This is a genomic window from Simplicispira sp. GW247-4R2A, from assembly GCF_059424465.1.
Genome location: NZ_JBWKZM010000004.1, coordinates 13,898 through 26,385 on the forward strand (window position 1 = coordinate 13,898; position 12,488 = coordinate 26,385).

At 63.0% G+C, this 12,488-nt stretch carries 11 protein-coding genes; 3 read left to right on the forward strand and 8 right to left on the reverse strand.

Annotation, left to right across the window (positions count from 1 at the left end; all coding sequences use genetic code 11):
* Nucleotides 1-6: 6 nt before the first annotated feature.
* On the reverse strand, nucleotides 7-3,069 hold the full coding sequence (locus tag AC07ZH_RS04190; RefSeq protein ID WP_495198676.1) for a bifunctional diguanylate cyclase/phosphodiesterase: 3,063 nt from the start codon (nucleotides 3,067-3,069) through the stop codon (nucleotides 7-9).
* A 151-nt stretch (nucleotides 3,070-3,220) separates the two neighbouring features.
* Here AC07ZH_RS04190 and AC07ZH_RS04195 point away from each other — a divergent pair, with 151 nt between their 5' ends.
* On the forward strand, nucleotides 3,221-3,775 hold the full coding sequence (locus AC07ZH_RS04195; protein WP_119109638.1) for an adenine phosphoribosyltransferase: 555 nt from the start codon (nucleotides 3,221-3,223) through the stop codon (nucleotides 3,773-3,775).
* 15 nt (nucleotides 3,776-3,790) lie between these two features.
* On the opposite strand, the gene AC07ZH_RS04200 is transcribed toward AC07ZH_RS04195, so the two are convergent.
* From AC07ZH_RS04200 to rpmH, 7 genes are all read right to left on the reverse strand, one after another.
* The gene (locus tag AC07ZH_RS04200) at nucleotides 3,791-4,555 is read right to left on the reverse strand and encodes a hypothetical protein (RefSeq protein ID WP_495198677.1); all 765 of its coding nucleotides are present in this window, start codon (nucleotides 4,553-4,555) and stop codon (nucleotides 3,791-3,793) included.
* A 225-nt stretch (nucleotides 4,556-4,780) separates the two neighbouring features.
* Nucleotides 4,781-5,272: a Crp/Fnr family transcriptional regulator gene (locus AC07ZH_RS04205; protein WP_495198678.1), complete on the reverse strand. Its 492-nt coding sequence runs from the start codon at nucleotides 5,270-5,272 to the stop codon at nucleotides 4,781-4,783.
* Between the two features lie 75 nt (nucleotides 5,273-5,347).
* Nucleotides 5,348-6,754 carry a tRNA uridine-5-carboxymethylaminomethyl(34) synthesis GTPase MnmE gene (gene mnmE, locus AC07ZH_RS04210; protein ID WP_495198679.1) on the reverse strand — a complete coding sequence of 469 codons (1,407 nt, stop codon included), beginning with the start codon at nucleotides 6,752-6,754 and terminating at the stop codon, nucleotides 5,348-5,350.
* Between the two features lie 165 nt (nucleotides 6,755-6,919).
* Nucleotides 6,920-8,689: a membrane protein insertase YidC gene (gene yidC / locus AC07ZH_RS04215; protein WP_495198680.1), complete on the reverse strand. Its 1,770-nt coding sequence runs from the start codon at nucleotides 8,687-8,689 to the stop codon at nucleotides 6,920-6,922.
* Nucleotides 8,686-8,985 (reverse strand): membrane protein insertion efficiency factor YidD, encoded by a 300-nt coding sequence (gene yidD, locus AC07ZH_RS04220; RefSeq protein ID WP_119109643.1) that lies wholly within the window; start codon nucleotides 8,983-8,985, stop codon nucleotides 8,686-8,688. The genes yidC and yidD overlap by 4 nt, the downstream gene beginning before the upstream one ends.
* The gene (locus AC07ZH_RS04225; protein WP_495198681.1) at nucleotides 8,982-9,398 is read right to left on the reverse strand and encodes a ribonuclease P protein component; all 417 of its coding nucleotides are present in this window, start codon (nucleotides 9,396-9,398) and stop codon (nucleotides 8,982-8,984) included. Before AC07ZH_RS04225 ends, yidD begins: the two co-directional genes overlap by 4 nt.
* Nucleotides 9,399-9,454: 56 nt before the next feature.
* Nucleotides 9,455-9,589, reverse strand: coding sequence for a 50S ribosomal protein L34 (gene rpmH / locus AC07ZH_RS04230; protein WP_005798102.1), 135 nt, complete (start codon nucleotides 9,587-9,589; stop codon nucleotides 9,455-9,457).
* Nucleotides 9,590-9,837: 248 nt separating this feature from the next.
* On the opposite strand from rpmH, the gene dnaA reads away from it, so the two are divergent.
* Nucleotides 9,838-11,259 carry a chromosomal replication initiator protein DnaA gene (dnaA, locus tag AC07ZH_RS04235; protein ID WP_495198682.1) on the forward strand — a complete coding sequence of 474 codons (1,422 nt, stop codon included), beginning with the start codon at nucleotides 9,838-9,840 and terminating at the stop codon, nucleotides 11,257-11,259.
* A 90-nt stretch (nucleotides 11,260-11,349) separates the two neighbouring features.
* A complete protein-coding gene (gene dnaN / locus AC07ZH_RS04240) occupies nucleotides 11,350-12,456 on the forward strand; it encodes a DNA polymerase III subunit beta (RefSeq protein ID WP_495198683.1) in 1,107 nt (368 codons plus the stop codon).
* The last annotated feature ends 32 nt before the right edge of the window (nucleotides 12,457-12,488 follow it).

The following is a 12,488-nucleotide window of genomic DNA, read 5'->3' on the forward strand; positions in this document are numbered from 1 at the left end:
CCGCCACTATGGCTGCAGCAAGGCCTCAGCAGGACCTGGGCGCCCGAACAAATACCCCTGAAAGCAGCGGCAGCCATTGTTCAGCAGAAACTGCCGCTGGCCTTCGGTCTCCACTCCCTCGGCCACTACATCGAGCCCCAGGCTCTGCGCCAGCGTGACAATGGTGCAGGCGATGGCGGCATCGTTGGGGTCGGTCAACACATCGCGCACAAAGCTCTGGTCAATCTTGAGCTGGTCCAGCGGCAAGCGCTTGAGGTAGGTCAGGCTCGAATACCCGGTGCCGAAATCATCCAGGGAAAACCCCACGCCCCGGCTGCGCAGGACCTGCATCTTGGCGATGCAATCCTCTACATCGTGCAGCAGCAGGCTTTCGGTGAGTTCGAGCTTGAGCAGGGCCGGCTGTGCTCCCGTTTCCTGAAGGATGGCGAGCACTTGCTCGACAAAGCCAGGGTGGCGAAACTCGTGCGCACTGACATTCACCGAGACCGTCCAGTGCGCGCTGGCCGCATGGGCAGCCCAGCGTGCGAGTTGCTCGCAAGCGCTACGCAGGACAGCACGGCCCAGCGGCAGGATCAAACCGGTCTGCTCAGCCAGACCGATGAACTCCATCGGTGGCACCAGCCCACGCTGCGGATGCTGCCAGCGCACCAGTGCCTCCGCCCCGAGCACACGGTTGTCTGCGTCGACCAGGCGCTGGTAGTGCACAAGAAATTCGGACCGCGCCAACGCCTGCCGCAGATCCGCTTCAAGCAGCGAGCGCGCCGATGCCGTGGCCTGCATCTGCGGATCAAAGAAGCACAGCGTATTGCGCCCCTGCGCCTTGGCCTCGTACATGGCGAGGTCGGCACGCTTGAGCAGATCCTGCGGCGTTCCAGAGGCCGAGTCAACCAGCGCGATGCCAATGCTGGGGGTGCTGTGGATGGAACGACCTTCGATCTCGTAGCTTTGGTTCAGGCGGGCGAGAATTTTGAGCGCCACGACCTCCACTTCCTGCGCCGCGTCCTGGGCCTTCCCGCTCAGGCCCTGGAGGATGACGACAAATTCATCTCCACCTAGCCGGGCGACGGTGTCCGAGGCGCGCACGCCTTCGGACAAGCGCTGGCCCACCTCTGCGAGGAGCCGGTCGCCCCATTCATGCCCCAGCGTGTCGTTGATGTCCTTGAAATTGTCCAGATCCAGGAACAACAGTGCGGCCTGGCTGTTGACTCGCTTGCACTGAGCAAGCACCTGGCCCAGCCGGTCCAGCAACAGGCGGCGATTGGGCAGGCCTGTGAGATCGTCGAAAAACGCCAACTGCTCGATTTTGGCCTCAGCACGCTTGCGCTCGGTAATATCGCGCGCGATACCGCGGTAGCCGGTGAATTGGCCCGCCTCGTCGAATATCGGCTCACCGCTGAGCGCCGCCCAGAACGTGGCCACGCCAGAATTGGCGCTCTGTATCTCGAAATCATGGAAGACCTTGTGCGCATTGAGCCGCCGGCGGTAGGCCGCCATCGCAGCCGAAGGGACTTGCACCGTCGCCATTTCCCACAAGCGCTTGCCGTACAACTGGTCTTCAGAGATGCCCAGATCCGCGCGGATATTGCCCTCCAGCCGTGTCAGGCGAAATTCGGCATCGCACTCCCAGTACCAATCGGAGGACAGTTGCGTGAGGCTGCGCCAGCGCGCTTCGCTCTGGCGCAGCGCGTCCTGTGTGACGAGGTAGTCGGTGACGTCGGCAAATGTGCGCACGCGTCCGCCACCTGGAAGCAGGCGGGTGCGCACTTCCAGATAGCGCCCCTCCATCGTCTTGCGGATATAGAGTGGCGGCATGTCCCCCAGTTGGGCCTGCGCGACAGACTCGGAGGCGACATAGCTGCGCGCATTCGGCTCAATCAGTTCGAACCCCACACCAAAGTCGCCGCGCTCCCGCTGAAAGCTCACGATCTCGCTCATATGGGGTTGGCGATCGAGCAGTTCCTGAGGCAGATCCAGAAGCTCGCGGTAGCGCTGGTTGTGCACGCGCACGAATCCCTGCTCGTCCACATTGGAAATGCCCTGGGAGACGCTGGCCAGCGTCACTTCGAGCGCCTGGCTCTTGGTGGCCAGCTCAGCACTGGTGCGCGCCAGCTGCGCCTCCATCGCCCGGCGTTCCCGGTCGGCGCGCCGCGCCATTTCCAACTGCCCCACGGTGTTGAGCAGCGGCTGCAGAAAGCTCACATCTGCCGTGAGATAGCCCTCGGCGCAGTTGGCCACACCCGCCAGCGCAACGACCTCGCCTCCTGCCAGAATGGGCAAGGCCATAAAGGAGTGCAGCGGCGGGTGGCCGGGCGGCAATCCGCCGGCACGCGGATCACTCGCGGGATCGTTGCTGATCAGGGGCACAGCCCCCTCAAGCGCAGCACCCAGCAGCGAGTGGGGATTGTTAAAGACCATGCCTCCCGCATCGAGTTGCGCAAGCTTTCTTCGTGATGGCACGTCCCAGGCAATGTCGGTAATGGCGTGGATGCGCAGTTGCTTTGCACCTGAGGGCGCTGCTTCCACCTGGCCAACGAAGCCCAGCGGACTCTGCGTCAACACCAGCATTTCGTGAAGAAGGGTTTCAAAAGCATCCCGGGGCGTTGCACTGGCAATGAACAAGGCCTGGGCCTTGAAAATCGCTTGCAACAAGCGGTGCTGGCGCGCGAGCAGCTGTTCGGCGGCTTCCCGGGACTTCGCGCTGCGGCTGCGCTCGAGCACGGCTTCGATTTGCGAAGGGAGGGTGAGCAGGTACTGACAGGCCGGGTCGTGCACAAAAAAATCGGCAAACCCGTGGCGCAAGGCATGGGCCGCCTGCGACTCGGCACCCGCCGGTACCGCGATCAGGGCTGGGGTCCCCGCCAGAGCCGCCAACGCATCGTAGGCAGCACCGTCCGACAGGCGGTAGGACACCAGCGCCACATCAAAACGGCGCTGCTGGAGGATTTCTCGTGCCTCACGAAGCGTGCGTGCGCGCTGGACGTCCCAGGCAAGCCAGGATTCGGCCAGTGCCCCGTGCACCTGGTCGGCGTAGTCGTCGCTGCTTTCGACAAGAAGAACAGAAACGGTCATGGGCTTTTGGGGTACGCGCGGACTCGCATTACCAAAGTCATTATGGGCGCTTTGCCACACACTTTGACAAGTGGCGGGTGCACAACGGTTCACTACACTGCCCGCTGGCACAGGCCATCAGCACCCGCGGATTTCATTGCAAACTCTCGCCATGCCCACACCCAGCTTTTCCGACTACCTGCGCCAGCACATCCGTACCGTACCGGACTGGCCCGCCCCAGGCGTGCAGTTTCGCGATATCACGCCGCTGCTGCAGGATCCCCAGGTGTTTCGCGTGCTGATAGACGCCTTCGTGCAGCGCTACATGCAGCGTGACTTGCGGCCAGACGCAGTGGCAGGCCTCGACGCGCGCGGCTTCATCCTGGGCGCGGTGGTGGCCTACGAACTGGGCGTGGGCTTTGTGCCGATCCGCAAAAAGGGCAAGCTGCCTTTTACCACCGTCGAGGAAACCTACGAGCTCGAATACGGCAGTGCAACGGTGGAACTGCACACCGATGCCGTGCAGGCTGGCGACCGGGTGTTGCTGATCGACGACTTGATCGCCACCGGCGGCACCATGATGGCGGGGAAAAAGCTGTTGGAAAAGCTCGGCGCTCAGGTGGTGGAAGGCGCCTGCATTGTCGATCTGCCCGAGCTGGGAGGCTCTGCGCGACTGCGCCAGGCGGGGCTACGCCTATATACGCTGGTGGATTTCGCCGGGCATTGAACGCGCCGGCAATGGTCACAAATCGCCGTACTGCGTGCCACTCAAGTCCGGGCCACGGGGTTCTGTGTGCGGCATTTCCGTGTCGGCAAAATCATCTGCCGTGGGGCGCCGCAACGGCCCCGTGCGCACCGCGACACCCGGCAGATTGGAGCGTTGCGGCGAAGCGCCCAGGGCCTTTTTGAAGGCTTCGACTTCATCGGCGGCGATTGGATCGAAGGGCGCCGGCGCGGGACGTGCAGCGGCGCGTACCGGCGCCACGACCGGGGGGCGCGTCGGCTGCGGCGCTACCGGGGCGTTGGCAGCGACCGGTCGCTGCGCTGCAACAGCCTTCTGCGGAATGCCCACGGCGACGTGGTCGTTGATCCGCCAATAGACGGCCGTCACCGCAATGTCGTAGCGCGACTTGGCCGTCTGCGCAATCAGCGCCTCGATTTCGCTCAGCCGAGCGGTATCCCCGCCAAACTCGCGCGCCAGATCCATCATGACGAGAAACTGGCTGCCGCGCTGGTCCAGCGAGAGCACCTTGAATTTGTAGCTGGCCGAGAGCACGCCTGCACGCACCATGGCGTCGCGCACGACGGTGTAGAGCAGTTCGCGCCGCTCCATGCGCTCATTCTTGCGATTGGCCGCATGGTCCATGGGCACAGGCTCGGGCATTTGGCGCCCATTGCGGCCCGGCACGAGGGGCACCGTGGCGTCGGCGTTCAGAAGGCCCGAAGGTTCAAGATTGCGTGCACCGACCGGCGTCTGCTTTCGGGTGAACCAACTCAGAATGGACATTGTTGTACTTTCTTCAACCTAAATGGGCCGCAGATGGCGTGCGCACCGCTGTATGCGGGCCGAGTTTAGGTCATGGCAGCCCGTATGGCGATAGGCGCTATGTCAGATAAACGGTCAATAAGGTGCCCGGCCGGGTGTAGCCCCCAATCAAGCATCCAGGGGCGCAGCGATGCACCGAAGCCCTCTCGCGGACAAGCGCCGCCGCAGCCCGCGCGAATGCAGCGCTCAGGTCGTCGCAATGCGGCGGCGGCGATTGCCCATGCGTTTGGCAATCACCGCCCCGACCGCCATGGCGAGGTGCAGAGCAATGGCGGGCTGGCGGTTGCTCAGTTCGGTAAAACGCATCGCCGTCAAACTCCAGAGCTTGCAAGGCGCCGTGGCCTGCACGGTGGCGCTGCGTGGCCGGTGCGAGAAGAATGCGCCTTCGCCAACCACGGAGCCCGCCGTGACGATAGCCAGGCGCAGTCGCTCCTTTTCGTCCTCGTAGTGCACGCTGAGGCTGCCGCTCTCGACAAAGTACAAAGTGCGCTCGGAGGCCCCCTGCGTAAACAGGGTCTGGCCCGAGGCAAGCGTCATGGGCTGCATGTAGGCCGACAGCATGCCCCAGTCGGCAGCATTCAGCGGATTGCTCAAACTATCTTCGGCGCTGGCCTGGACAATGGCGTTGATCAGGCCGCTTAAATCGAGCTTGATCGTGGAGGGCAGTTGGGCATTCATGATCCACTGACGCTACCGCGAATGCGAAAGGCACACAAGTAGACGTTACGGCCGCTTACAAGCAGGGTTCCGCGGCTATTTCCCAATACAGAAACTCGAGAAGATGGCGCCGAGCAGATCGTCGGCACCAAACGCCCCCGTAATGGCGTTCAGCGCATTCTGTGCCAGGCGCAGTTCCTCGGCCAACAGGTCCAGCGCCGGATTGCGGCCCTGCAATTGCCCAGTCGCAGCCTCCAGATGCGCGCCCACTGCGGCCAGTGCCTGCACATGGCGTGCACGGGCGATGAATACGCCGTCCGGGGCCGATTGCCAACCCGCCATGGCCAGCAGGCGCTGGCGCAGTGCGGCCAACCCCTCACCGGTACGAGACGACAGGCTTATGCCCTCGCGCGGCCCACCCAGAGGCACGCAGTCGCTTTTGGTCCAGACGTCGAGCAAGGGCACAGATTTCGGCTTAAATCTGACCATAGCGCTTGTCAGTATTGCGTCATCAGCTATATATTCAATAGCGTCACTGCGTGTGAGATCGTGCAGGAACAGCACAAGGTCGGCGTCGGCTATGGCCTCCCAGGCGCGCGCAATACCAATGCGTTCGACTTCGTCTTCGCTTTCACGCAGGCCTGCCGTGTCGATCACATGCAGCGGCACACCTTCAATCTGAATGGTTTGCTGCACCTTGTCACGCGTGGTTCCGGCAATCGGCGTGACGATGGCCAGCTCGGCGCCCGCCAGGGCATTGAGCAGTGAGCTCTTGCCTGCATTGGGCTGGCCGGCAATCACCACTTTGATCCCTTCGCGCAGCAGCGCGCCTTGGTGCGCGCGCTCCGTGAGAAGCCTCAGCTGCCGCTGCAAATTTTGTAGCTGCCCAGCGGCATCAGAACTGCGGAGGAAGTCAATCTCCTCCTCAGGAAAATCCAACGTAGCTTCCACCAGCATACGCAGATGCACCAGCGCGTCGCGCAGCGTGTGGATTTCCTGCGAGAACGCCCCCGCCAGCGAGCGCGCGGCGCTTCGGGCCGCAGCGCTGGTCGAGGCGTCGATCAGGTCGGCCACCGCTTCGGCCTGCGCCAGGTCGAGCTTGTCGTTCAGAAAGGCCCGCTCGGTAAATTCGCCCGGCTGCGCGAGGCGCAGGCCCGCCAGCCGCGGCGTTCCCGCCTGCGGGTCAGGCTCGGCGGCCGCCTGCAGGCAGCGCGCCAGCAACAACTGGAGCACCACCGGGCCGCCGTGTGCCTGCAGTTCCAGCACGTCTTCCCCTGTGTAGGAGTGCGGTGCGGGAAAGTACAAGGCCAGGCCATGGTCGATAGGCGTACCGTCGGCATCCAAAAACGGCAGGTAGCTCGCCTCGCGCGGGCGCAGCGCCTTGCCGCAAAGCCCCTGCACCAGCGCCTGTAGATTGCGACCGGAGACGCGCACGATACCCACAGCGCCTCGGCCGGGCGCGGTGGCAATGGCGGCAATGGGTTCGTGGTGGCGCGGCAGCATGGCGGTGGTGGGTGGGCGCTCGGGGCCAAAAGACTACTGGCGTGGGCTGGGCGCGGGACACCGCGCAAGGGCCGCCAATCCTCCCATGTTCCGGCGCTGGTGCAGTCCCCCTTCCCGCACGCAGTGCAAGAGAAGGAGGAAGCGGCACAGCCGCTCAGGGGGATGTTACTTAAACTTCGGCAGGTGGAACTGCGGCGGGACACCCATGCGCGTATTGATGACCCATTGCTGGGCAATCGACAGCAGGTTGTTCGTCAGCCAGTACATCACCAGACCGGCGGGGAAGAAGAAGAACATCACGCTGAACATCAGCGGCATGATCCACATCATCTTGGCCTGCATAGGATCGGGCGGCGCCGGGTTGAGCGCCGTCTGCAGCAGCGAACTGAGCGTCATGAGCAGCGGCAGGATAAAGAACGGATCTGGCGAGGACAAATCGTGGATCCAGCCGATCCAGGGGGCATTGCGCATTTCCACGCTGGAGAGCAGCACCCAGTACAGCGAAATGAACACCGGAATCTGAATCACGATGGGGAAGCACCCGCCCATGGGGTTGACCTTCTCCTCGCGGTAGATGCGCATCATCTCCTGCTGAATCTGCTGGGGCTTGTCCTTGAGGCGCTCACGCATCTCGGTAATCTTGGGATTGATGGCCTTCATCTTGGCCATGCTGGCGTAGGCCTTGGCGTTGAGCCAGTAGAAGGCGATCTTGAGCAGCAGCACCAGGCCCACGATGGACCAGCCCCAGTTGCCCAGCACGCTGTGCAACTGGTTGAGCAGCCAGTACAGCGGCTTGGAAATAATGGTGAAAATGCCGTAGTCCTTCACCAGCTCCAGGCCAGGGGCAAGTGCTTCGAGCTTTTTCTCTTCTTCCGGGCCGGCATACAGGTCGCTGTCAACGGTCCGGCTCGCGCCCGGCGCGATGGTGCCCAGCGGCATCACCATGGCCACGGAATACTGGTTGTCGCCCAGGCGCTTCACGCGAAATTCACGCTGCAGGGTCTGGCTATCGGGCGCGTTGAGCAGCCAGGCGGCGACAAAGTAGTGCTGCACCATGGCAATCCAGCCGTTATTCGCTGGCGCAGGCACCTCGGCCTTTTGCTTTTCAATATCAGCAAAGGGAATCTTGTGGAATTTCTTCTCATCGGTGTAGGCGGCCGGTCCGGTGAACGTGTTGGCCCCCAGCATGGTGCCCTTAGCCACCGTGCCATGGCGCACCAGTTGCAAATACAGCTGCGCGTCACGTGGCTGGTCGCCGACGTTGACCACCTGGTGCTTCACGCGGATGGAGTAGTCCCCACGGGTAAAGACATAGGTCTTGACATACTTGAGCCCACCCACAGGCTGCGATTCAAAGCTCACTTCCAGCGTCTTGGCGCCATCGGCCAGCACACGCGGGCCAGGCAGCGCCTGCATCGGCGTCAGGTGGTTGGGGAAGCTGGCGCCAGCGTCCACCGTGTTCAGCAGGCCGGTTTGCGCCACGTAGCGGGTCGCCGAGTTGCCGTCTTCCATCAGCGTGACAGGCGTGATCTCGACGGGAAGCAACGGCATGCCCAAGACGCCCTTGACGGCATCGACCAGCCCGCGGATATGCGACTTTTCCTTGTACTGCGTGAGCTCAAGCTCCGACAAAGTAGCGCCCTGGCTGTCAATCACGACCTTGAAGACATCGGTGGACACCGAAATTTTGTCGCGCGCCACAGGGCTCGCCTGGTCCGGCACGGCAGCCCCTATCTGGGCGCCTGCTGGCGCTGCGGCGGCGGCTGGCACACCGGACAGCGCAGCCTTGTTCGCAGCAGGCGCACTCGAGACTTGCTGCGCGGGGCTGGGGAAAAACGTGCCCTGGTGGCCGTTGTGCACCTGCCACTTGTCCCACAGCAGGACCATGGAAAAACCGAATATGACCCACAGAATGGTGCGGCGGATGTCGTTCATGGAGTCTTCTCAGAAGCAGGAGAGTGAGATTTTTCTTGCGCCACCAAAAGACGCGAGAACAGGCGCGAGGCGCGCGGCGAATCCAAAGGCACCGGGTCGTGCCCGCCCTGACACCAGGGCTGGCAGCGCGCCAACCGCGTGAGCGTGAGCCAACTGCCTGAGAGCGCCCCATGGCGCTCAAGCGCCTCTATGGCGTACACGGAGCAGGTGGGCTCGAAGCGGCAGGCCGAGCCGAGCCAGGGGCTGAGCAGCAGGCGATAGCCGCGCACCAGCGCGATCAGCACGCGGCGCATCAGGCGCTGCTCCGGCTGGCGCGCTCAAACAGCGTGTGCAATTCCTCGCGCACCGCGCTCTTGAGCACATCAGAGCTGGCACTGACAAACACCTTGCGATCAAACGCTGCGCGCAGCCGCACCACATGGGCCGCGAGAGGGAGCTGGGGCTCAAAGCTGGTCGCCACGCTAAAAATCTGGCGCTTGATGGCATTGCGCGTGACCGCGCGCCGGGCCCAGCGCTTGGGCACCATGGCGCCAAGCCAGACCATGCCGGACATGATCAAAGGCTTGGGCACGAAACCCCCATCAACCGGCGTTTGCAGCGCAGCAGCGGGCGCCAGGACAAGGCGGTGCATGGCGAAATGGGGCGTCCGCGCCACCGTGCCACCGTCGAGAGTGGCCTGGAATTGCGGGCGGGTTTTCAGGCGCTGCATACGAGCGTGGCGCGCCGGGCACGAAACTGCCACCGACCGCTGATGCTCACGCAGGCTCAGACAGCCAGGCGCTTGCGGCCCTTGGCGCGGCGGGCGTTGATCACGGCGCGGCCGCCGCGCGTCTTCATTCGCACGAGAAAACCGTGGGTGCGGGCGCGGCGGGTCTTGGAAGGTTGGTAAGTGCGTTTCATGGTCTTTCCTTGGAAGTTATTCAGGCAAGCCGCCAGCCATAAATGGCGCCAGGGCAGTTGCGTGCGAAGTCAAAATTGCCCTGAACCTTTTCAGGGAAACCGGCAATTATCGCAGGCTTGCATGAACGAAGCAATCCAACTCGCCGCAAATGCCCTTGCGCACGCCTTTTCATGGGTGTGGATAAGATCTTGAAAAGCTACAATTCCGGGCCTCATAAGCTCCCTCTATCCACAAGAAAACCATCTACATGACAGAGGAATTCGCGAACCCTGCCCCTGACTCATCCGCACCACAAGCAGGACAGGCATTGTGGCAGGCCTGCCTGGAGCAACTGGCGCAAGACTTGCCCGCCCAACAGTTCGGCACCTGGATCAAACCCCTGAGCGCCCAAGTCTCGGACGACTTCTCCCGCGCCACGCTGTACGTTCCCAACCGCTTCACACTCGACTGGATTCGCTCGCAGTATGCCGGGCGCATTGCCTCGGTACTGGAGCAGCTCTCGGGCCAAACCGTGACGCTGGAGTTAGCGCTTGCTCAGCGCGCAGCCCCCGCGCGTGCGTACGCTGCACCCGCAAATACCGCCGCCCAGGCGCCGACGGAGGCGCTTGCATCACAGCGCCCCGAGGGCGATGCTGCGTACAGCCCGCCGCGCAACCGGCTGAACCCTGGCCTCACCTTCGACACCCTGGTCGAAGGCACGGCCAACCGCATGGCGCGCGCCGCGGCCATGCATGTGGCGGGGATGCCTGGGCATTTGTACAACCCGCTTTTCATCTACGGCGGCGTCGGCCTGGGCAAGACCCATCTGGTGCACGCCGTGGGCAACAAGCTGCTGGCCGATCGGCCAAACGCCAAAGTTCTCTACATCCACGCCGAGCAGTTCGTCTCGGATGTGGTCAAGTCGTACCAGCGCAAGACTTTTGACGAGTTCAAGCAGCGCTACCACTCGCTCGATCTGCTGCTGATCGACGATGTGCAGTTCTTTGCCAACAAGGACCGCACGCAAGAAGAATTCTTCAACGCCTTCGAGGCGCTGCTGGCCAAAAAGAGCCACATCGTCATGACCAGCGACACCTATCCCAAAGGGTTGGCCGATATCCACGAGCGCCTGGTGTCGCGCTTTGATTCCGGCCTGACGGTAGCCATAGAGCCGCCCGAGCTGGAAATGCGCGTCGCCATCCTGATCAACAAGGCGCACGCCGAGAGCGTCGAGATGCCCGAGGAAGTGGCCTTCTTCGTGGCCAAGAACGTGCGATCGAACGTGCGCGAGCTCGAAGGCGCGCTGCGCAAAATTCTGGCGTATTCGCGCTTCAACCAGAAAGAAATCTCGATTCAACTGGCGCGCGAGGCCCTGCGCGACCTGCTGTCCATCCAGAACCGCCAGATCAGCGTCGAGAATATCCAGAAAACGGTGGCCGACTACTACAAAATCAAGGTCGCCGACATGTACAGCAAGAAGCGCCCAGCCAGCATTGCCCGGCCACGCCAGATTGCCATGTACCTGGCCAAGGAGCTGACGCAAAAGAGCCTGCCCGAGATCGGCGAGCTGTTCGGCGGGCGCGACCACACCACCGTGCTGCACGCGGTGCGCAAGATATCTACCGAGCGCCAGCAGCTCACGGAACTCAACCAGCAGTTGCATGTGCTGGAGCAGACACTCAAAGGCTAGGCCAGACGGCGTGGCACACAGGCAAAATGGTGGGTTAAACGGCGCGGGAGACAAGCGCCGGCCAATCGCAGAAAACCACAAGAGGATGAAATGATCGTTCTGAAGGCTCCCCAAGACAAGGTTCTCGCAGTCCTGCAATCGGTCGCCGGCATCGTCGAGCGGCGCCACACCCTGCCGATCCTGGCCAATGTGCTGCTCAGGAAGACCGGCAACGCGCTGCAACTGACCACCAGCGATCTGGAAATCCAGATCCGCACCACGGCGGAACTCGGCGGCGACACCGGCGACTTCACCACCACGGTCGCGGCGCGCAAGCTCATCGACGTGCTGCGCACCATGCCCGGTGACCAGACCGTGAGCCTGGAGACAGCGCAAGAAAAGCTCGTGCTCAAGGGCGGCAAGAGCCGCTTCACCTTGCAGACCCTGCCGGCGGAGGATTTCCCGCTGGTGCAGGAGGCTGCCAGCTTCGGTCCGGCTTTCAGCATTCCGCAAAAGACGCTCAAGGACCTGCTCGGCCAAGTGGCCTTTGCCATGGCGGTGCAAGACATCCGCTACTACCTGAACGGCATTCTTTTTGTCGCCGAGGGGAAAACGCTCAGCCTGGTCGCCACCGACGGCCACCGCCTGGCATTTGCCAGTGCCACGCTGGATGTCGAGGTGCCCAAGCAGGAAGTCATCCTGCCGCGCAAGACGGTGCTGGAACTGCAACGCCTGCTGAGCGATGGCGACGCCGCCATCGAAATGCAATTCGCCGGCAACCAGGCCAAGTTCAGCTTTGGCGCGATGGAGTTCGTCACCAAATTGGTCGAGGGCAAGTTCCCCGACTACAACCGCGTGATTCCCCGCAGCCACGGCAACAGCATCACCCTGGGCCGCGCGCCGCTTCTGGCCAGCCTGCAGCGCACCGCCATCATGACCAGCGACAAGTTCAAGGGCGTGCGCCTGAACCTGGAGCCCGGCAGCCTGCGCGTGACCAGCAACAACGCCGAGCAGGAGGAGGCGGTGGACGAGCTGGACATCGACTATGGCGGCGAGCCGATCGAGATCGGCTTCAACGTCACCTACCTGATCGACGCGCTCGCCAGCATGCCGCAAGACATGGTGCAGATCGCCCTGGCCGACGGCAGCAGCTCAGCGCTGATCACCATTCCCGAAAACGACAGCTTCAAATACGTCGTGATGCCGATGAGGATATAGGGCCTTCCCCCTGTGTCGCTGCGCTCCTTCCC

Coding starts and splice junctions, on each gene's coding strand:
- AC07ZH_RS04190 (WP_495198676.1), bottom strand. CDS start 3,069: ATGACCGTTTCTGTTCTTCTTGTCGAAAGCAGCGACGACTACGCCGAC.
- AC07ZH_RS04195 (WP_119109638.1), top strand. CDS start 3,221: ATGCCCACACCCAGCTTTTCCGACTACCTGCGCCAGCACATCCGTACC.
- AC07ZH_RS04200 (WP_495198677.1), bottom strand. CDS start 4,555: ATGTCCATTCTGAGTTGGTTCACCCGAAAGCAGACGCCGGTCGGTGCA.
- AC07ZH_RS04205 (WP_495198678.1), bottom strand. CDS start 5,272: ATGAATGCCCAACTGCCCTCCACGATCAAGCTCGATTTAAGCGGCCTG.
- mnmE (WP_495198679.1), bottom strand. CDS start 6,754: ATGCTGCCGCGCCACCACGAACCCATTGCCGCCATTGCCACCGCGCCC.
- yidC (WP_495198680.1), bottom strand. CDS start 8,689: ATGAACGACATCCGCCGCACCATTCTGTGGGTCATATTCGGTTTTTCC.
- AC07ZH_RS04225 (WP_495198681.1), bottom strand. CDS start 9,398: ATGCAGCGCCTGAAAACCCGCCCGCAATTCCAGGCCACTCTCGACGGT.
- rpmH (WP_005798102.1), bottom strand. CDS start 9,589: ATGAAACGCACTTACCAACCTTCCAAGACCCGCCGCGCCCGCACCCAC.
- dnaA (WP_495198682.1), top strand. CDS start 9,838: ATGACAGAGGAATTCGCGAACCCTGCCCCTGACTCATCCGCACCACAA.
- dnaN (WP_495198683.1), top strand. CDS start 11,350: ATGATCGTTCTGAAGGCTCCCCAAGACAAGGTTCTCGCAGTCCTGCAA.